The organism is Bdellovibrio sp. BCCA (genome assembly GCF_037996825.1).
GTDB lineage: Bacteria > Bdellovibrionota > Bdellovibrionia > Bdellovibrionales > Bdellovibrionaceae > Bdellovibrio.
The window spans coordinates 522,627-543,451 of the sequence record NZ_JBBNAC010000001.1; the positions used below are offsets into that span (position 1 = coordinate 522,627).

Sequence of the window (20,825 nt, forward strand, 5' to 3'; positions counted from 1 at the left end):
TGCCCTCAGAATTTCCTTTGGTCACGGAAAAAAGAATCTGATACAACAGCCTTTTACTGAACTCTTAACAATGCGATGCAAAAATGACTTCTGCGACTCAAATTAAAAGTATTATTCTCGCTTTCCGTCCTAAAACTTTAACAGCCGCTCTGGTTCCATGCTTGGCAGGAACAGCGCTGGTCAAAGCCGTCGGTCTTTCTTGGGACGGATGGGTTTTGTTTTACGCTTTGATGGCGTCCTTTCTTATTCAAATCGGCACAAACCTTGTGAATGATGCCGTGGATTTCAAAAAAGGTGCGGATACTGAAAAACGCATCGGTCCTCAACGCATTACTCAAGCTGGAATTTTAACGGCGAATCAAGTGATGGCTTTGGGTTCTTTGTGTTTCCTTTTGGCGGTTTTGTGTGGAGTGCCTCTCGTGATGAAAGGCGGCTGGGTCATTGTCGCTATCGGGGTTGCTTCCGTTTTGATGGGATACTCTTACACAGCGGGACCTTTTCCTTTAGCTTACTTGGGGCTTGGTGATCTTTTTGTGATCTTGTTCTTTGGTCTTCTTGCGGTGACGGGAATTGTTTTCCTGAACACAGGTAAATGGCTCACGGAAGCTTTGGTGCTTGGATTGCAAATCGGCTTTCACGCGACAGTGCTTATTGCCATCAACAATCTTCGCGATCACAGCGGGGATGCTTTGGTGAATAAGAAAACTTTGGCCGTGCGTTTTGGTGTGCAGTTTTCACGCTGGGAAATTGCGACCCTGTGCTTTTTGCCATTTGTACTCAATATCTACTGGTGGACAGAAGGATATAAGATCCCTGCAATCTTCTCTTTGTTTGCTTTGCCATTGGCTGTGAAAATCACAAAAAATGTTTTCTCTACCGAACCAAGTCCGGCCTATAATCGTTTCTTGGGACAAGCGGCAGGATTGCATCTTGTCTTTGGATTACTTCTCGCGATTGGATTTGCGTTTTGATTAAAATCTCCTACAGCCCTTACACTCTAAAGCCTGTTCAATCTTTGAATGCTGTTTCATCAGCCGCCCCTCGCGAGGGAGTGCTTCTCAAAGTAGAATGGTCTGACGGGTTGACGGGCTATGCGGATCTTCACCCGTGGCCTGAGTTGGGAGATTTGTCTTTAGAGGATCAACTTTCTGAACTTCGCCGCGGTCGTATGTCCGTGCAAATCGAACAGAGCATTTGGCTTGCGCGCAGGGACGCCCAACTTCGTAAAGACAAGAAGAGCGTTTATGAAGGCGGCGAGAAAATCAAAAACAATTATCTGCTCTCTGATTTTAAATTGATCAAGCCGGGCTTTTTGGATGAGTTAAAGACTCAAGGTTTTACGACTCTCAAAATGAAAGTCGGAAGAGACCTTCAGGAAGAAGCTGATATTCTGACACACGTCGCGGCTGCGGGACTTAAGATTCGTTTGGATTTTAATGCCGTTGGAAGCTGGCAAACTTTTGAAAGATTCATTGGCAATCTGCCTCCGACCGTACGTCCTTTGATTGAGTATGTGGAAGATCCGTTTCCTTTTGACGTGAATGCGTGGAAGGAAGCAAAAAAACTTGTGAAAATTGCCATCGACAATCAATACGACCGCGTTCCTTGGGATCGCTTGGTTGCTGCGCCTTTTGATGTGATCGTGATGAAGCCTGCAAAAACGGACATCGATAAAGCCATCGAACGTTGTAAGAAGTGGAATTTAAAAGCCACAGTGACAAGTTATATGGATCATCCCGTCGGTGTCGCACACGCCATTGGTGTTGCGATGGAGCTTAAGAAAAAATACGGCGAGATGATTCTGGAGTCCGGATGTCTGACTCACAGACTTTATCAAATGGATCCGTTTGCGGCAGAGCTTTCCACGCAAGGTCCGTATTTGTTGAAAGTGAAAGGCACAGGAGTTGGTTTTGACCGACTTCTAGAGGCGACATCGTGGTTTCAAGTCAAAATGAATTAGATCTTTATTCTGAGAAGAACGAAATTCTTCTTAATCCGCGCTGGCCTAAAGAGGACTACGAAAAACTTTGGGCTTTGGCATCTCACGTTCAAGAAGAAAGAAAATTGCAAGGACATGTTTGGATCGCGACTTCGGGTTCCACGGCAGATTCAGTCGCGGGAACGAAACTTGTCGCTCTTTCAAAAAAAGCGCTCTTAAATTCTGCACAGTCCGTGAATAAACATTTAAACTCCACCGCTCAAGATGTGTGGACTCAAGTCCTTCCTCATTTCCATGTGGGCGGTCTCGGTATTGAAGTGCGTGCTTCCCTTGTTGGTGCGCGAGTGGTTCCCTCTTTGAAGGAACAAAAGTGGGATGTACACCACTTTTATGAAACTCTAAAGTCAGAAAAGTGCACTCTGTCAGCCTTAGTTCCAACGCAAGTCTATGACCTGGTCACACATTCGTACAAAGCGCCTTCTTCGATGCGCGCGATTGTTGTTGGTGGCGGTGTTTTTGAAGCCGAGCTTTACAAAAAAGCCCGTGTCTTAGGATGGCCAGTTCTTCCAAGTTACGGGATGACAGAGACCGCTTCACAGATTGCCACGGCGACCTTACAGTCGTTGGAGCAATCGGAATATCCATCAGTGCGTTTGTTGTCGCACGCCCGAGCGCAGAAAAACGCTGACGGTTTTTTACAAGTTCAGGCGACGTCGTTATTTACCTGTTACGCCCAAAACACGACTGAAGGAATGAAGTCGTGGGACCCTAAGGTCGATGGTTGGTTCACGACGGAAGATCGTGGCGAAATTATCGATGGGGCCTTGCATGTTCAAGGGCGCAACAAAGACTACATTAAAATCGGAGGCGAAGGCACCAATGTCGCTCGCTTGCGATCGCTTTTGGAAAACGCCGCCTTGCAAATGAATCCGAGCTGGCCTGCAAAGTTAGTTCTGCTGGATATGCCTTCTGACAGATTGGGAAGTGAAATTCATTTGGTGAGTTTGCTCTCGGCGGACGACACTGAAAAAGTAGTACAGGTCTATTCAGAAAAAGTGCTTCCCTTCGAAAAAGTTCGTAAAATTTATTATATCAATGAAATTCCCCGTAGTGATCTAGGTAAAGTGTTGTGGGGAGAGTTAAGGAAACGGTTATGAAACAAGAAGAAAATCCGTGGTCAAAAGGTGTCGTTCTAGTTTGCACAAAGTGCGGAAAGTCGATCAGCCCTAAGTCTTTGCATGAAGAAGGCAATGCCGGAGAAAATCTTAAAACATTTTTAAAAAAATCATTTAAAGAAACCGGTGATCTTTCAAAAATCCGCATCGTGACTTCAAGCTGTCTGGATGTGTGTATTGATGAATACCAAGCCGTGACGTACGCGCCTGTGCAAGGTCCTACAGAAACTTTCATCGTTCATCCTGAAGAGGATCGCGAAAAGCTTCTGCAACACCTGCGTGAAAAAATTAAATAGATCTTATTGGCACCGTCTAAGGCTGCACATTGAGTTCACGTGCTTTCGATGAAAGACCGGATGAACTTAAATTGAAGTGATAAATGCCGCTAGCGGTGCTGGATGACTTGAAATAGACGGTCATCGAAGTCGACTGAGCGGCAATCGACACATTGGAAATTGTTGTGCCTGCGCACGTCGAGTCAGAATAGAAACTTCCTACGTTAGACTCTTGGGTGCCCAGAATAATATTTGTCGGCGCACTCACAGGAATTAAGGTTCCGTTGTCATTGACTGAAACTATACGGAAAGCAAAACAGGTATTGCGAGTCACGTCGCGAGGTCCCCAGATATCCACAGAGCTTACTGTTGCTTTCGATGTCAGATCCGCTCGCATAGCAATTGGACTTGCATCATAAATCAGAGAACCCGCCGTGCCTGTGCCAACCATGGTGATTGCAAAGTCTGTCATAGTTCCAGAGTCCGTCGGTGAAGGGTTGTATTTTACATAGGCCGTGATTTCGGAACTGTAAGACGCAAATGCAAAGTTGGAAACTTCCGTTGCACACGAAGAGTTTCCGTAAAACTTCACCTGAGTATCGGCGGATGTCAAAGTCACGCTTCCCGGAAATTGATCATAAGCCGGAGTGCGATTGTAGTTATATGCACGTATTTTGATTGGATAACAAAGACCTTTATAAATTTGGTGAATGTATTCTTCCGCCGCAAGCCAACGGTAAGATGACGCTGCCGAAGAGTCGCGCAAGATAACATCGGTATAGCCGGTATCGGGAGTTAACGCTGACGACTGAACCACGCGGAATTCAAAGATTTGATTCAAAGGTGTTTCTGGGAATTTATAAATGACATCTGTTCCATCTGTGTTAGCCGGAATAGTAAAGGTGCTTTGAGTCGCCGGAGTTCCACTGGCGCAATCTTGCCAGCTCGTATAAGCTTGCACCTTGCTTGTGGCAGAGCCACTGATGCGTCCCTCCAAACTAAAACTAATCGCTGTCGGAGTGGCTACTCGGTAACCGCCGGCACTGAGCACAGACACGCGGAAGGAATCGCACATTCCCGCTCCCGCAAAACCTCGCGGCCATGTTTTTTCCAAAATAATTTTTGCAGGAGAATTGTTGGAGCCCGGTGAAGTCCCTGAATTATTGTCAACCAAAGTCAAAGTTTCGGTATCACCAATTAAAGACTCACCCTTGATATAGAGATAGTCAACGTGGCTGCCGTTGGAACCAGTTTGAATGCCCCAGATATTCTGTAAATCGTTTTTCGTCAGATAAATATCAAATGATCCGTCCGAACAATCGCGGTCATTTGTCGTTCCTACGGGCAGCGCTGTGCCTGTGAGGTCAGGATTTACAGGCGGTTGATGCCATAGCTGTTTGTCGAAACTAATAAAAACATTGCCGACGCGACTGTCGCAACTTCCTTGCACGCGAGCATAACCTTGCAACTCGAAATCTTGATTAAATGGACTTGTGCCTTTAAGCGAAGGCGCCGGAAGTTTTTTACCTAACGAGGATACGTCCAAGTCAGGATCTTTGCAGCCCGCTAAAAAGACAGCAGATAAAATAAGAGTAATAAGATATCGGCCAGACACGTTCAACATGCTCTACTCATCGACAAAGGACGAGAGCATCTAAAGATTCAGAATGAGATTATTAATAGAACTAAGGAATTGTAAGAGTTCTGTCTCAAATAGAAGCGAATAAAAAAAGTATTAAGAGTGAGTAAACATATTCATATTTTTACCTGAAATTGCCGAATAATTAAGCATGAAGTTCGGAGCGTTTCTTGTTTTCATGAGCTCGCTGTTTCTTTTTGAGATAGCAGCGACCGGGGCGCCTGCGACCTTAACTTATCAAGGCAGGATTGTTCGGTCGGATGGGACTCCTTTGGAGTACTCCAACGTCAGTTTTATTTTTCAGCTCACAGACCCTTCTGGTCAATGCGTGATCTACCAGGAAAAAGTTACGGGTATTAATATGACAAACTCTAAAGGGGTTTTTGATGTGCCTCTTGGAAACGGCGTCGTCAATTATCCTTTGAGCGGAACTTTTTCTATTCTGGATGCCTTCAATAACTCGGCGAGTTTCACTTGCGGCGCGTGCGTAGGATACAACTGTGTAGACAGCACGAGCACGTATTCATCATTAAGCGCAGACGGGCGCGTGTTGCGCGTGCAATTTCATGATGGTGCGGGATGGAAGACGATTTCTCCTGACAGTTTGATTCGCAGTGTTCCTTATGCGGGCTATGCTTTGTCGGCGCAAAAAATCGGAACCAATGTGGCATCGGATTTTTTACTCAAAGCCGGTCTTCCTACCTGCGGAGCCAATCAATTTCTTTCGTGGAATGGTTCGGCTTTGGCGTGTTCTTCGGCGATGACGTCGTTACCAAACACGACAGTGAGTGCGGGATCTTATGGCTCTAGCACACAGATTCCGACTTTCACAGTCGACGCCCAGGGACGATTGACTGCCGCCGCAAATGCTTCAATTCCCACAGCGAGTGGATCATCTTCGGGTCTTCTTACTGCCACGGATTGGAATGCGTTTAATAATAAACTCGATGCCTCTGCGATCACGGGATTCTTTTCTAAGGATGGAAATAGTTTTGGAGCCGCTGCCACTCTGGGAACGAACGATGCCTTTGCTTTGAATTTAGAAACTAATGGAGCTAACAGAGTGACCGTCACAAGTGGAGGTAGTGTTGGTATCGGTACGACTTCGCCCGGAGCCAAATTTCATATCGCACAAGCAGCCTCCGAAAATCCCTTCCGCGTTTCGCATTCCAATGGATCAGCAATCATCGATGTCGATTGGGCGGGACGAGTGAGCATGGATACGAATATCAATTCTACTGTGCCGCTTTTGAAAGTGGGAAATGGAAATTTCGGTGGAACTCTATTAGAAGTGAATGGAAAAAGTTCGACAAGCGGTGTTCTTCTTTCTGTCAATCAGACAGGCTCTCCGCTTTTTGCTGTCACAACTTCGGGAGTTGGAGTGGGAACAACATCACCGTCCTCGGCATTCACCGTGCAAGGGACGATTGAGTCAAAAACGGGAGGCATTAAATTTCCAGATGGTTCTGTGCAAACGACAGCGGCGGCTGCTTCCACCTTACCGAGTGTCGTGACGTTTTCTACATCAAATACGACTGTGACAACGTCTTCAGCTCCTTCGTTTGTAACTCTGTATAGTGCGACGTGGACAGCGCCTGAGAGTGGAAAAGTGCTGATGACGATGTATAAAATTGCGCCTTATTTGTTTTCATGTACGAGCGGAAATTTTGGTTTCAGATTTACCGTTAATGGTGTAACTGGAGCTATAAATAATCATAACTTCATTTCAAACATTGCTCGCTACCAAAACGGCGAAGCTGTTTTTGCTCCCACTGTTGACACTTTTAACGTGATAGCAGGAGCAACCTACACTCTCGCGATTCAATATTTTTCACAGAGTTTTAGTTCTTGCACGATCAATACGCGCGGAAACTCCAGTGGCAGTGACACCATTGTCATCCAATATGTAAACTAGGGCAGATTACTTACCCCAGCCTTTTTCACTTTCAATTTGTTCACGCAATTGTGCTTCGATTTTTTCAGCAGGAATCACCGGACCGCGACCCACTCCAGGACAAAATGCTTTCACGTCTTTTGCCCATGACTTTGCGTTCATCACTTCAGGCCAGAACGGCCAAGTACGACATTGTGTTGGACGGGCTTCGTAAACGCCGCAAGCTTTTCCTTTAAGGAACATGCAATCCGGATTTTTGGGATCTTCTTTCAGATGCCAGATGCCGCCGGTTTTTTCGCAATAACGGCGCGTGAAAGTGGAAGTGCTGATTTTCAAATACTTCGCAAAACGTTGGCGGTCTTCTAGGCTTAAATACACAAAACCGTATTCGCCGTGAGACGTGCAGCATTTGCCTGAACCCGTGCATTCAAAACGAACGCCTTCTCGCCACCATTCTTTTCCCGTGAATTTGAACTCTTCCATTATTTTCCTTGTATTGAGAGCTCAAAATAAGGCCGAAGAGTCTTGACAGCAAGCAGATAAATCGCGAAGTTAGGGCCTCTCCAGGAGACAAAATTGCAGCGAAGTGTCATTGATCTTAAAGTCTATGATCCAAAGGATTTTCCGGCCTATTTGCCCAAGCTGAATAAGCTTTATGACGACCTCTTTGCGGGTGGCAAAGGCTTTCGCGCAAAATTGATCCGTATGATGGGAGCAAATCTCTCATTAGATCCCAAAGCCGAGCTTCTTTTGGGGCAGACAATTGAGTTTATTCACAATGCTTCTTTGCTTCACGATGATTTGATCGACCGTTCACACTTACGTCGTGGAAAAACGGCGGCGTGGTTAAAATACACTCCCGAGTACGCTGTGTTGGCAGGTGACTACTTGCTTGCACGCGTGATGGTGAATCTTTCTGGGCACGGCAATATCAAACTTGTTCAGTACACAGCCGAAGTGATTTCCGATTTGCTTGAAGGGGAGTGGTTGCAGGACTCTGTCGTCGGCGACTTCTTTGTGACTTTGGAGCAGCTAGATCGCATTCACAATTTGAAAACGGCGAGCTTGTTTAAGTGGTGCATTCGCGCTCCCTTCATCGCGCAAGAAAGATATGATGAAGAACTTCATCGCATTTTGGAAGAGATGGGCACGCTTCTAGGGCAACTTTTCCAACGCAGTGATGACCTTCTTGATTACGATATTCGTAACGACGAAGGCAAAGCGATCTTGGGTGATTTGAAATCCGGCTATTTAAATTCTTTCGGTGCTTACGTTTGTAAAAATCGCTCTCGCCAAGAGATCGACAGCATCGTGAAAAGCAAAAACTTGGAAGAGTACTACGCCAACATCGGTGGCAAAGCGCAGTTCGACCAAAAACTTCTTGAGTTTGATGAAATGAACAAAGGCCTTATCCAAATGTACAATCATCATTTGGACCGTCTTAAAACATTCCTCAAGCCTGGAGAAGAAAAACTCATCGATCAGCTTCGTCCTTTGACCGAGATTCTTTACTGGAGAAGGAAGCCTTCGTGAGTGAATTGATCACGCTTTCTAAAAACTCTCCGGAGTTTGAATCTTACTTGATGGGAACTTTTGCCAAAGACAAAAGAGCTTTGCCATTGCAAACGCTCAATGTGAATTCGGCATCGGAGACCGTCACGTTTCGCGTGGTTCCTGTCGAAAGTATTTCTCGTCCTTCTTCACTGGTTGTTTTTTTAAGAACCTTCAAGGCGCGCAGTTTTTTATTAATTCTTGTGCCACTTTTTTTAATTCTCACTAAAAACATTGTCGATCAAACGATCCTTGATCCGATCACGACTGGTATTGCGACTTTGGGAGTTCTATTGGCGTTTGCCGCTGTGAACTTGCGCAACGACTATATGGATCACCTTAAAGGTGTGGATCGCGTTTTAGAAAAAAGCGGAAGTCGTGCCATTCAAAACGGTTGGGTGACGGCAGCTCAAGTGAAGTCGTCTTCCACAATTCTATTGGTTCTCGCGATTCTTTGTGCGCTTCCCATTGTTTTTGCATTTCCTGTGGTCGCCATCGTAATTGCGTTGGGATTGGCTGTTGGGTTGTGGGCGCAGTTTAAAAAACAAAATTCATTCAAGTATCAAATCGGTGGCGAGTTCGCGCTGTTTTTGATGTTGGGTCCTTTGCTCACAGTGGGTTATCAACTTTCCATGGGTGCGCGCTTTGATCAGGAAAGTTTCTGGCTGGGCTGTGTGTGGGGTTGGCTGGTTCTTTTCATCGTGCACTTAAGAAACTTCATCAGCATTCTTCCCAGTGTTCAAGCAGGTTTCACAAACACGGTGAACTGGTTGGGCTTTGATAAATCTCGTCGCTTGCTTGCGGCTTGGTGGGGCCTCTTTGTTGGTTTCAATTTGGTTTATCATCTGTTGTTTGCAGGTATTTACTGGGGAGTTTATCTTTCCATCGTCTTGTTCTTCTTATCTGTGACTTTCGTTTACAAACTTAAGAATCTTTCAAGCCCCATCGGGAGCGAGCTTCGCGGTGTCTTCCGTTCTGGCTTTCAACTTTTTTTACTCACCATAGGCCTATGGGTATTTGAATGTCTATGGTATCTGCTTCACTAAGTTCTAAGATTTGTGTTGTGGCTTCGGTTGAAGCTCTTTTGAAGGCGCAGGCTTGGGCTGATTTTTTTAACTGTCCTTTAAATCCCGCGAATCCTTCTGATTTCTTTTTTCATTTTCATGTCGAAAACGATCGTGTTTACGTTCGTGATCTGGAGAACCGTCTGCTTGAAATTGATTTTGATAAGAATCATCTCGATTACGAACGCAAAGGCCATCGTGGGAAAAATGAATTGATCGCAAAAGCTTTGGGTGTGGCGAAAGGCTATCGCAAAGTTTTAGATCTTTCTGTGGGGCTTGCGGTGGACAGTATTTTCCTGACTCAGTTGGGATTTGCAGTCACCGGTGTTGAAAGATCTCCGGTCTTGTATGCTCTTCTTAAAGAAGCCTTTGCCAAAACTGAAAAAGACTATTTGAAATCGTATCAATTGTTTTTCGCCGACAGCCTTCAGTTTTTAAAAGAAAACAAAGGCAAGCTCGATGTTGAATGCATTTATTTTGATCCGATGTATCCGCACAAGAAAAAGTCAGCGCTTCCTAAGCAAGAGATGGTGGTTTTCCGTGATCTTGTCGGTCACGATGACGACGCAGCGGAAGTTTTAAAAGAGGCTTTGACATGGCCTGTACAACGAGTGGTGGTGAAGCGTCCCATGCACGCCGAAGAACTCTTGCCAGGAGTTCGCCACTCTTATGAAGGAAAGGTGGTTCGCTATGATACTTATGTGGTTGGGTAGTTTTGTCCTGATGATGTTTGGTCTGACCGAATCACAAAAACATGCAGCAGCTTTCTTTGCAAAACTTCAAAAGTCTTTCTTTGAAAAAGGTTTTGAAACAACGACAGCGAAAATCTTTGTGCGTGCTTTAGATGTCGTTGTTTTAGAGGCGTCTCCGCAAAAATCTCTTTATTCGGGATTGGCGTTGTATAATTTGCGCATTTTAAATCTGCGCGCGAGCAATTTGATTATGTGCTTGAACACTCTGGGTGCGTGGTGGGTTTTGATTCTGGGTTTGTTGTTTTTAAGCTTTAATGGTTTTTTTCTTTTAGGAATTTGTGCACTGGGATTGATCGGCGTGTGGCAAGCTCCGAAAGCTAAATTACTTTTAAAGTGGATTTTCGCCGTCGGTGTTTTTCTTGTCGGCGGCGAAACAATGCTCAGGAACTCAAGCGTCGTGCAAACAGTCTTAGGCCAAAGTGATTTGGCCTTTTTCCTGGCGGACGGTCGCTTCGGTGCTGTGATTGGAATTTTATTAGCGAGCGTCGTGATCAGCTTTATCGTGCAAGTGGAGTTTTGGTCTTTGGCCTTAGCATTGTCTTTACTTCTAACAAATACGATTTCTTTTAACGGAGCCTTAGCTCTCGTTGCCGGGGAAAGAGTCGGCCGCATGATTTTATTCTGGTGGCGCAGCCGAGGACTGAACCAAGATTGCCGTCGTATCGGGTGGCAACTTTCCACCGTTTCAATTGCCGGAGTTTTGATTGGATTTCTTATTGCCGGGGAAGCACGCAGTTATTTTGATTTCGGGTTTGGTTCTGATCTCTCTGCATTTCAGGATAAGAGTCTACAATTTGTTTTATTATTCGGCGTGATTCTATTTGTTCAATTCTTCGCACAAATGATCTGGGGACATTTCGGAAGTCTTGCTAAAGTTGATGAACTGCAAGATGCAAAATACTTCCCTCCAAAATGGGGAGAGTTTGAACTTTTGTCTCCAACTGCAATGAGTTGGGCTAAAGAAAAAGTGCACAAAAGACTTAGCGAAATTCGCTACCACTTGCAGGGCTTGGGAACCTTAAAAGAAGGCCAAGTGCCGGAGCACATTCAAGCTCGATTGAAATTAGAGGAGCAGCAACTGTCCTTGCTAGACCAAAGTCTCAAGGTCTGAAAAGGGTGACACGTTTTCAGGAGGCCTCTACAATAGAAGGCCATGGCAAACGAAAATGATTTGAAAGAACGTATTTCAGAACTTGAACACGAACTTGCGGTGAAAGAGGCAGAACTTCATCGCTATCGTTTGGAACTTTCCAAAGCCAACACGGCTTTAGAAAAAATGATCTCTCAAGTCAGCCAGGAGTTGAAACTCGCCCAAACTCTGCAAAAGTTTTTATCTCCGACAGAGCTTCCCAACGTTCAAGGTTTTGAATTTAGCACCAAGTTTTTGCCAGGTACGCGTTCCGGCGGTGATTACTTCGATATTTTTGAACACGAAGATAAACTGAAATTCGGAATCTTGATTTCTAGTGCCAGTGGCTATTCGCTTTCATCGATGCTTCTATCAGTGATTATTAAAATCTCTTCGCAAATGGAAGCACGTCGCGGGCTTGAGGCTCACAAAGTTGTTGCTCTCTTGGCGAAAGAAGTTGTCCCGAGTATTCAGAACGACGACAAGGCCAGCGTTTTTTATGGCGTTGTCGATCGCCGCAGTTACGAAATGCAATATTGTTCTGTGGGAACCATCGATGGATTCTTGCAGGTTTATGGCCAGGATTCTTTGGTGGAGCTTCTGCCAACGGGCCCAAGCTTGGGCAAAGATTATAACACGGAGCCTCAAAGTCGCACGATCCAGCTCAATCCACGAGACCGCGTGGTGTTAACAACCGAAGGCGTGAAGAACTCGCAGAATTCCCTGGGTGTTAACTGGGGAGGCCACGGTCTTTCCGAAGCTATTTCCCGAGCGGCGAAACAGGGCGTGCACGAACTCCGTAACGAAATCCTTTTCGCGAACGAAAAATACTCCGGCAAAACCGATCCCGTCAGAGATCAAACCGTGATCGTCACTGAAGTAAAAGATCGAGTCATCAAACTAGCTAAAAACTAAGACCGCCGAATAAGTTACTCTTTTGAGTTTCGATCAGGTTTTCATCTTGTTTGCCTTGCGGCTTTTGTAGGGTTTGAGGGTGACTTGTTGTTCAAAATGTTGATATGAGTACAATGTTATATTGAAAGTCAGAAAGGACACTACAATGGCTGAAGTAAATATTTACGAAGGCGCCTTGGACAAGGGTTTGGAAGGCGTTGTTGCGTGTACGACGAAAGTTTCTTTTATCGTCGGTGATTCTCTTAATTTCCGTGGTTACACAATTGAAGATCTAGCTGCGAATTCAACTTTTGAAGAGGTGACATACCTTCTTTGGAACGACAAGCTTCCAACAGCGGCAGAGTTGCAAACTTTCTCTGCGGAACTTCACAAAGAAATGGCTTTGAGCCCTGAATTTATCAAAGTTCTTAAAGGAATTCCTACAAACGTTCACCCGATGGGTTGGTTGCGCACGGCTGTTTCTTTGATGGCGCACTGGGATTCTGATGCAAACGATAATTCTCCTGCAGCGAACTTGAAAAAATCTGTTCGTTTGACGGCGAAAATGGGAACTCTTCTTTGCGCGTTCGATGCGATCCGCAAAGGTCAAGAGCCCGTCGCTCCTAAAACTGATAAGTCTATCGCTTGGAACATGATGTACATGTTGGGCGGTGGTAAAGAGCCTAATGCTGAACACGTAAAAGTGATGGACACTTGCTTGATCCTTCACGCCGACCATGAGTTGAACTGCTCTGCATTTGCAACTCGCGTGACAGCATCTTCTTTGTCTGATCTTCACTCTGCAATCGTTTCTGCGATTGGTGCTTTGAAAGGCCCTCTTCACGGTGGCGCGAATGAGCAAGTGATCTTGATGCTGCAAAAAATCGGCACAATGGAAAAAGCTCAGCAATTCGTGAAAGACGCTTTGGCTGCGAAAGAAAAAGTAATGGGTATCGGTCACCGCGTTTACAAAAACGGCGACCCTCGCGCTCGTATTTTGCGTAGCATGTCTGACAAGTTGACTCAAGCTGCTGGTATCCACCACATGTATGAAATGTCGACTTTGATTGACGATACAATGTTCAACGAAAAAGGCTTGATGCCGAATGTGGACTTCTACTCTGCAACGGTTTACTTCTCTATGGGTATCCCAACAGATTTGTTCACACCAATCTTCGCAGCATCTCGTATCTCTGGATGGTGTGCACATGCGTTTGAGCAATACGCTAACAACCGCATCTACCGTCCTCGCGGAAAATGGGCTGGCAAAGAAGGCCTTAAATGGGTCCCTGCTAACCAAAGATAAAAAGTGCCAGGGGATTTTTTACGTCTACGGCGCACAAAAAAGGCTGACTGAAAAGTCGGCCTTTTTTCATTTGAGTCACTCTATTTTATTAAGTTTGAATCAGATTTAGAGACAATCTCTTATTGAGCTCAATACTAAGTCCAGTATCTCAATTTGAAGCGAAAAACTTTAAAGAGAGTCTGTTAAAAAGCCGATAAAGAGGTATGTCTAATCTTGCACGTCTCTGGACATTCTTTCTTCCGTTTTTCTTTGCGGTAGCAGGTTATACGTCTCCGAGTTCATTAACGTATCAGGGGCGTATTCTAAAATCGGACGGAACTCCACTCGAGTACAACAACGTCAGCTTTCAATTTGAAATCACCAGCCCCGATGGTCTTTGTGTCCTTTATCGTGAACAAGTCAACGGTATCAATATGGTAAATTCCGGAGGTGTATTCGATGTACCGATCGGTGCGCTCGGAACGCAAAGCTATCCTGGTAATGGAACGTTTACGTTATTGGATGCATTTAAAAATACCGGCTCACTGACCTGTGACGGAAATTCTCCCTACAGTCCACAGGTGGACGACGTTCGTAAGTTGCGCGTGAAATTTCATGACGGCAGCGGATGGAAAACAATTTCTCCAGACTCAACCGTGCGCTCTGTTCCTTATGCAGGATTTTCGTATTCGGCGGCAAAACTGGGTAACAACACGGCTTCAGATTTTATTCTTAAAACCGGAATACCTACGTGTGCGCCGAGCACTTTCTTAAGCTGGGATGGATCGGCGCTGACTTGTGCCGCCGTCGCAGGTGCTAGTGGTGGAACTGTGACAAATGTCACTTCTGCAAATTCATATCTTACGATCATCAACAATACTTCCACGCCGACTTTGACATTGAATGTGGGAACATCGGCAAATACAGTGGCAGCGGGGAATGATCCGCGTCTAGTAAATGCACTGCAAACAGGATCGACAGCAAGTGGAGATCTCAGTGGCACATATCCAGGTCCCACGGTCGCAGCTCTGCAAGGTGTTGGCGTAAGCTCGACGACACCTACGAATGGACAGTTTTTAAAATTCGGTGGCGCAACCTGGGGACCTGCAACGATCGGGACATCCGACGTGAATGGCCTTAGCACGACACTGAGTTCTTATCTGACTCAATCGGCGTTCAATAGTTACGTAACTTCTGCAGGATGTACTGTGAGCCAAACAATGTATTGGAATTCCGTTTCTGGAAACTTCCAATGTCAGGCGATCAACGTGGGACTTGCGGGAGATATTACAGGATCTATTGGAGCGGCAAAAGTGGTCGCTCTGCAAAATCGTCCGGTGGATACAACGGCGCCGACAACCAATCAAATTTTGAAATGGGACGGAGCCAAGTGGGCGCCAGCAAGCGCTCCTGCGATCACTTCGGGAACTGATGCGAGTAAACCTGGAACTCCTTCGACAGGAGATCTTTTTGTCGCCACAGATACACAAAAAATTTATCGCTATAATGGGACGACTTGGGACGTTGTGAGTTCGGCAGCAGGAACTGGCGGAACGATCACGGGAGTTACGGCGGGCGCAGGTTTGACGGGCGGTGGAACTTCGGGCTCTGTCACCTTGAGTGTGAATGCGGGAACAATCGCTTCGGGAGTTTTAGCAGTAGCACAAGGAGGAACTGGGCAGAGTTCTTTCACGGATGGACAACTTCTTATTGGTAATTCCTCTGGAAATACTCTGACAAAGGCGACACTCACGGCCGGTAGTGGTGTGAATATTACAAATGGAAATGGCACGATCACAATTGCTGCGACAGGAGCGGCACCGACAGGCTCAGCCAGTGGAGATCTTTCTGGTTCTTATCCAGGCCCTACTGTTGCAAAGCTCAGTGGCACGGCACTTTCGATTTCGTCTTTAACGACATCGGACTATTTAAAATACAACGGTACAAACTGGGTGAATAGTGCGATTGCCGTTGCCGATGTCACGGGTCTTTCAACATCTCTCAGTGGAAAACCGGATTACACCCAATTTCCGATTTGTACGGCTGCACAAACTTTAACTTTTGTTTCTCCTGCGGGAGGCTTTGTTTGTACATCTATTGCCATTGGTGATGCGGCAATCACTTACGCTTCAAAATCAGCAAATACGTTCTTAGCCGCGCCAAGCGGAGGAGCGGGAACTCCGACATTCCGTACTCTTGTCGCAGCCGATTTGCCAGCAGCTCCTTACGATACGACTTATTTTAAACAAGGCGGAAATTCATTCGGAGCTGTTGCGACGTTAGGAACAATTGACAACCGCAACCTGGTTTTGAAAACAAACAACACCACACGAATGACGATTCTCAATGGCGGCAGTGTAGGTTTCGGAACGCAAGCTTTGTCTTGGTATGATGTGAGTCTGTATAAAGCGGACGCCGATGCGAATATGTCCGTCGTCTCCGAAAATACTTCCACAACAAACGCGCGATATCCGGCTCTTAACGTTGTGAACTATGCAGGTTCGCCGGCCGTGGGCGCAGTGGGAAATCCTTCTATCAATCTCGTGAACATGCGTGGCACAACAGGCACCAGTGCTGTCATGAAATCGGGTGAATCTCTTGGAGCGATCGCATTTAACGGAAGTTCCAATGCGGCTGGTGGATATAAAATGGGAGCCTCCATCTGGGCGCAAGCAGCACAAGATTTTTCGGGATCTGCCGCAGGAACGGACTTGTATTTCCAAACAACCCCGTTGAACTCAACAAGCAACTTGGAACGCATGCGTTTAACAGCGGCAGGAAACCTGGGAATTGGCACGACAGCGCCTTCTTATCGCATCGATGTGCAAGGCAATAACTACTCGACAAGTTCCATCAAATTGCGTCGCACGGAAGTTTCCGGCATCGGTCCTGGAGTCGATTTCTATACTTCGGCAGACAGCACAGATACGGCAACATCACAAACAGTCAGCGCCAAAGGATTAGGACAGATTAATTTCTACGGCACGAATGAAACGGGAGTTGCAGCTTCGAATCCGTCAGCACGTATTTCGGTTGTGACTTCCGAAGATACAACAACAACGGCGACGGGTGGTTATATGCGTTTTCAAACCACCACGACGGGAGCTAACACTTTGACAGAAGTCATGCGTTTAAGTGATGGCAAAGTAGGTATCGGTACTGCGTCTCCAGGACAGAAACTCACTGTTGCCGGAACTATCGAATCTACTTCAGGTGGTGTGAAATATCCTGATACGACAACACAAACGACCGCTTATCCTGGAGCTGCGAAAAGAGCACTGTTGGCGTTAAATGCAGGAACATCTGCAACAGCCGTCAGTCCTGTGTCTTGGAATGTTGCGACCTATGATACTGGCGGATTCTGGAGTGCGGGATCTCCTACACGACTTACAATTCCTGCGGGAGTTACGTTGGTCCGTTTATGCGGAAATGCCTATGGATATTTCGCTCCCGGAAGCAGCGGGATGATTGGTTCAGGTATTCATAAAAATGGAGCCTTCGCAGCAGGGCTTCCGCATACGCTCACAGAAGGACACACAGCTACGACTCCTTATATTACGAACTTCTGCTCAAGTCCCGTGGCGGTTACAGCAGGCGACTACTTCGAAATGACCTTTGGGCCTAACGGTGCTGGTACAGTCACAATTCCAAATGATGTCAGAACTTGGTTTTCTATCGAAGAAGTGAGATAGAACATCTTGCTGTCTGCAATTAGACAAGCGATTCATTTTCTTTTCGAAATATACAAGTCTGCGGCCCAGAGCAGGCCTCCTCAATAACTCGTCGCCGGGACAAGATTAATATAGCGACAAAACATGAGGAGGAGCCATGAATACGTTTCGAATCATTGTTGTGGGTGTGATTTTATTTTTTTCAAGTTTGGGAAATACACAGTCAAAACAAGCTGATTATCTGGAAGTGATCGACGCTTTAAGTTTGCCGGACATTCGAGCGGCCATGCTTTCCTCTGCAAGTCATGGATTGAATTACAAAGCCTATTGGACAGACGCCATGGAGCAGTCCTTTCAACAAGGTGGGAATCCTCTTTTAAAAACTCAGGCCAATGAAAATTTTCTGAACTTGCTTAAAGATATTTCCTTGGGTGTTGTGAATCCAGAATCTATGGGCGTTGATGTTAAGTTAAAACAAAAAGTATTCCTCACGGCACCGCAACTCAAAGTTCTTCTCTTAGCAAGCGGCACAAGTGCGAACCCTTTCATGGAGAGCCTTGTACCAAAAACAGCGCAATACATTGCGCTGAAAGAAGCGCTTCATAAGCTGATTTCTTATTGCTCACAAGGGCAGTGGCCGGAATTGCCGCCATTGAAAAAAGATTTAAAGCCGGGCGTGTACAGTCCTGCTATTCCGGCTCTTAAGGAACGCATGCGCCAACTTGGCTATAATATTCCTTCGAACGATGACATCTTTGATGAAGACATGGTTGACGCCGCGGTTGATATTCAATGGATGTCTCGCGTAAAGCCTGACGGCGTTATTTCCGCGAATGGAAGGACATTTAAGTATCTTAATACGTCGTGTGAGAGCCGCATACAGCAAGTGCGACTTGATATGGAGAAATTGCGCTGGTTCCCGCAAACTTTTGAAGATCGATATATTTTTATCAATCTTGCGATGTCACAGTTTACTTTGATTGATAAAACAGGTCCTTCTCTTTTTTCAATGAACTTTAGGACTATCAATGGACGTGTTGCACGCAAGTCTCCCACTTTGAAAGACAAAATAGTTTATGTCGTAATCAACCCATTTTGGGTCGTGCCTCCCACCATTTTCAAGGAAGACAAGGTTGAGGAAATTCGTAAGTTACAACCTTGGGAAGTTGAGGCTTATTTCCAAACACGAAACTATGAAGTGTGGAATCGTGATTTCACGCAACGAATTGATCCGACAACCATCGATTGGCACGCGCAGGACCCAAACCTGGATTCAGAAATATTTATTCGTCAGAAACCTAATTATAACAACGCTCTGGGAGTGTTGAAATTTATGTTAACCAATTCCTTTGCGATTTACCTGCATGACACAAATCAAAGAGAGATTTTTTCTGATCCTTTCCGTTTGATCAGCTCGGGTTGCGTGCGCTTAGAACGTCCTATGGATTTGGCGGAATATCTTTTGCACGGAACTCCCTGGACGCGTGAAATGATCGAACGATACGCAGCGAAGCCCGGTGAGGTTCTTGATATGGATACGCGCGTGGCTTTAAAAAAAGTCATGCCGGTCTATATGGTTTTCATGACGTCACAATTAAGTTCCGACGGTGTCATTCGATTTGCGGAAGACACCTACGATCAAGGATCTCGCTTGTTGAAGCTCGGAGCCTGGTAAACTCCAGGCTTTACAAGACACGTCATCGCTTGCTCGCCTTTACACACCTTTGGATAATACCAAAGGATTAAAGGAGTTAAGAAATGGCCTCTATTTTTACCAAGATCATCAACGGTGAACTTCCTAGCTATAAAATTTATGAAGATGATCGGGTCTTATCATTCTTGGCTTTGGATCAAGTGAACCTGGGACATACCTTGGTTATCTGCAAAGAAGAGATCAATCATTGGACGGAAGTACCATCTGAAACTTATGCTCATTTGCACAAGATCTCTCAAAAAATCGGCAAAGCGATTTTGAAAGCGTCGGGCTCGCCGCGTGTTGGACAAATGGTTGCTGGTTTTGAAGTTCCTCACTATCACTTGCACTTGATTCCAGCGTGGTCGATTCCTGATTTGGATTTCAAGAGAGCGAAACGTCGTTCTGATGAAGAGATGAAACAAATCCAAGCGGAAATCATCAAACACTTGGATAATTTGAAGTAAGGTTGTTATGGCAAAAAATCCGGAAAACGAAATCATTCCTGGAGCCATCTATCAGCACTACAAGGGAAAACAGTACCGCGTGATCGGGCTTGGGAAACACAGCGAAACCTTGGAAGACGTTGTCTTGTACGAAGCTCTGTATCCAAATTCGCTGGGAAGGCTCTGGTGTCGTCCGGCTTATATGTGGTCTGAACTTGTGGAAGTTCAAGGCGAGAAGGTTCCTCGCTTTAAATTTTTATTCAAATGAAAAACCTAATCCAAGAGCGCTTTCAACTTCCTACCTTTCCCATCATTCAAGCTCCGATGGCGGGAACTTTTACTCCGCCTTCGTTTATTGCGACTGTTTGTGAAGCAGGGGCATTGGGCACTCTTGGTGCTGGTTACCTAAATCCCGAAGACTTGCGCGCGCAAATTCAGGAAATAAAGAAACTCACTCAGAAACCTTTTGCGGTGAATTTATTTATTCCGACACCTGTGCACTTAGATCAGAAGAAGATTGAAGAGAGCAAAAAAATTCTCGCGCGCTATCATGCTGAACTCGGTATCACGGCGGAGCCCAAACTCAATTGGGATGAAAAACTTTTTGAAAAACAATTCCAGGTGGTCTTGGAAGAAAAAGTGCCTGTTTTTAGTTTTGCATTTGGCTCTCTCTCTGCGGATAAAATGCAGACTTTGCAAGCTCAAGGTGTTTTTATCATTGGAACAGCCACGAGCCTTGAAGAAGGATTATTCCTGGAAAAGATCGGGTGTGATGCGATCGCAGCTCAAGGAGCTGAAGCAGGTGGGCATCGTGGATCTTTCCTTGATGGAAAATTTCCTCTGATCCCAGTTCAAGAGCTTGTTGAGCAAATCGTGGACAATGTGCAGATTCCTGTGCTGGCGGCCGGCGGAATTGTCGACGGCAACGATGTCCGCGAAGCGAAAAAGTGGGGAGCACAGGGTGTGCAAGTGGGAACCGCTTTTTTAGTCTGTAAAGAAAGCACAGCGGCTCCTGAGTTTAAGAAAAGACTTCTTACAAATTCATCAGGCTCCACCATTTTAACAAAAGCTTTCTCTGGTCGCTGGGCGCGCGGAGTTTCCAACCGCTTTATGCAGGAAATGAAGTCTTTTGAAGAGGACCTTCCTGATTATCCTTTGCAAAATTCTCTGACACAGGTCTTACGCAAATACGCCACAGAAAAAGGTCTTTCCGATTTTATGTCATTGTGGGCAGGCACTGGTGTTGGACGTTTGAAAGAGCTCTCGATTCGTGAGTTGATAAAACAACTGACAGCGTAGTTTTTTCATGGAAATTGTGGTGTTCCACAAAGGTCTCTCAATTTTATCAACTCGCTTTCAATTGGCATTCAGGTCTTTATCACTTGTTTAAAAAACAGGCGGTGATTTTGACCTTTATA

Annotated in this window: 18 protein-coding genes; 16 read left to right on the forward strand and 2 right to left on the reverse strand. The window is 45.7% G+C overall.

Annotation, left to right across the window (positions count from 1 at the left end; genetic code table 11):
• The first annotated feature begins 83 nt into the window (after positions 1-83).
• From menA to AAAA78_RS02675, 4 genes are read left to right on the forward strand one after another with little or no spacing between them, the layout of a single operon-like run.
• Positions 84-971, forward strand: coding sequence for a 1,4-dihydroxy-2-naphthoate octaprenyltransferase (gene menA / locus AAAA78_RS02660; RefSeq protein ID WP_340590170.1), 888 nt, complete (start codon positions 84-86; stop codon positions 969-971).
• On the forward strand, positions 968-1,960 hold the full coding sequence (gene menC, locus AAAA78_RS02665) for an o-succinylbenzoate synthase MenC (protein WP_340590171.1): 993 nt from the start codon (positions 968-970) through the stop codon (positions 1,958-1,960). Before menA ends, menC begins: the two co-directional genes overlap by 4 nt.
• Positions 1,936-3,096 carry an AMP-binding protein gene (locus AAAA78_RS02670; protein WP_340590172.1) on the forward strand — a complete coding sequence of 387 codons (1,161 nt, stop codon included), beginning with the start codon at positions 1,936-1,938 and terminating at the stop codon, positions 3,094-3,096. The genes menC and AAAA78_RS02670 overlap by 25 nt, the downstream gene beginning before the upstream one ends.
• Entirely contained in the window at positions 3,093-3,410 is a 318-nt protein-coding gene (locus AAAA78_RS02675; protein WP_340590173.1) for a (2Fe-2S) ferredoxin domain-containing protein, read from the forward strand. The genes AAAA78_RS02670 and AAAA78_RS02675 overlap by 4 nt, the downstream gene beginning before the upstream one ends.
• Before the next feature lie 16 nt (positions 3,411-3,426).
• Here AAAA78_RS02675 and AAAA78_RS02680 read toward each other — a convergent pair whose 3' ends face one another.
• Complete coding sequence (locus tag AAAA78_RS02680) at positions 3,427-5,013, reverse strand: hypothetical protein (RefSeq protein ID WP_340590174.1); 1,587 nt, start codon at positions 5,011-5,013, stop codon at positions 3,427-3,429.
• 166 nt (positions 5,014-5,179) lie between these two features.
• Here AAAA78_RS02680 and AAAA78_RS02685 point away from each other — a divergent pair, with 166 nt between their 5' ends.
• Positions 5,180-6,943, forward strand: coding sequence for a hypothetical protein (locus AAAA78_RS02685; protein ID WP_340590175.1), 1,764 nt, complete (start codon positions 5,180-5,182; stop codon positions 6,941-6,943).
• A 6-nt stretch (positions 6,944-6,949) separates the two neighbouring features.
• Here AAAA78_RS02685 and AAAA78_RS02690 read toward each other — a convergent pair whose 3' ends face one another.
• Positions 6,950-7,405: a YkgJ family cysteine cluster protein gene (locus AAAA78_RS02690; RefSeq protein ID WP_340590176.1), complete on the reverse strand. Its 456-nt coding sequence runs from the start codon at positions 7,403-7,405 to the stop codon at positions 6,950-6,952.
• Between the two features lie 93 nt (positions 7,406-7,498).
• Here AAAA78_RS02690 and AAAA78_RS02695 point away from each other — a divergent pair, with 93 nt between their 5' ends.
• The 11 genes from AAAA78_RS02695 to AAAA78_RS02745 all read left to right on the forward strand — a co-directional run bounded on the left by AAAA78_RS02695 (position 7,499) and on the right by AAAA78_RS02745 (position 20,706).
• Positions 7,499-8,455, forward strand: coding sequence for a polyprenyl synthetase family protein (locus AAAA78_RS02695; protein WP_295904110.1), 957 nt, complete (start codon positions 7,499-7,501; stop codon positions 8,453-8,455).
• Positions 8,452-9,519, forward strand: coding sequence for a prenyltransferase (locus AAAA78_RS02700; protein WP_340590177.1), 1,068 nt, complete (start codon positions 8,452-8,454; stop codon positions 9,517-9,519). Before AAAA78_RS02695 ends, AAAA78_RS02700 begins: the two co-directional genes overlap by 4 nt.
• Positions 9,495-10,250, forward strand: a complete 756-nt coding sequence (locus AAAA78_RS02705) for a class I SAM-dependent methyltransferase (protein WP_340590178.1) — start codon at positions 9,495-9,497, stop codon at positions 10,248-10,250. The genes AAAA78_RS02700 and AAAA78_RS02705 overlap by 25 nt, the downstream gene beginning before the upstream one ends.
• The gene (locus tag AAAA78_RS02710; protein ID WP_340590179.1) at positions 10,228-11,400 is read left to right on the forward strand and encodes a hypothetical protein; all 1,173 of its coding nucleotides are present in this window, start codon (positions 10,228-10,230) and stop codon (positions 11,398-11,400) included. Before AAAA78_RS02705 ends, AAAA78_RS02710 begins: the two co-directional genes overlap by 23 nt.
• Positions 11,401-11,442: 42 nt before the next feature.
• Positions 11,443-12,333, forward strand: a complete 891-nt coding sequence (locus tag AAAA78_RS02715) for a PP2C family protein-serine/threonine phosphatase (RefSeq protein ID WP_340590180.1) — start codon at positions 11,443-11,445, stop codon at positions 12,331-12,333.
• A 145-nt stretch (positions 12,334-12,478) separates the two neighbouring features.
• Positions 12,479-13,618: a citrate synthase gene (locus tag AAAA78_RS02720; RefSeq protein WP_340590181.1), complete on the forward strand. Its 1,140-nt coding sequence runs from the start codon at positions 12,479-12,481 to the stop codon at positions 13,616-13,618.
• 203 nt (positions 13,619-13,821) lie between these two features.
• Positions 13,822-17,289 carry a beta strand repeat-containing protein gene (locus tag AAAA78_RS02725; RefSeq protein ID WP_340590182.1) on the forward strand — a complete coding sequence of 1,156 codons (3,468 nt, stop codon included), beginning with the start codon at positions 13,822-13,824 and terminating at the stop codon, positions 17,287-17,289.
• Positions 17,290-17,425: 136 nt separating this feature from the next.
• Complete coding sequence (locus tag AAAA78_RS02730; protein ID WP_340590183.1) at positions 17,426-18,943, forward strand: L,D-transpeptidase family protein; 1,518 nt, start codon at positions 17,426-17,428, stop codon at positions 18,941-18,943.
• Positions 18,944-19,026: 83 nt separating this feature from the next.
• Entirely contained in the window at positions 19,027-19,428 is a 402-nt protein-coding gene (locus tag AAAA78_RS02735) for an HIT family protein (protein WP_340590184.1), read from the forward strand.
• A gap of 7 nt (positions 19,429-19,435) precedes the next feature.
• On the forward strand, positions 19,436-19,675 hold the full coding sequence (locus AAAA78_RS02740) for a DUF1653 domain-containing protein (RefSeq protein ID WP_340590185.1): 240 nt from the start codon (positions 19,436-19,438) through the stop codon (positions 19,673-19,675).
• A complete protein-coding gene (locus AAAA78_RS02745; RefSeq protein WP_340590186.1) occupies positions 19,672-20,706 on the forward strand; it encodes an NAD(P)H-dependent flavin oxidoreductase in 1,035 nt (344 codons plus the stop codon). The genes AAAA78_RS02740 and AAAA78_RS02745 overlap by 4 nt, the downstream gene beginning before the upstream one ends.
• Positions 20,707-20,825 lie beyond the last annotated feature (119 nt).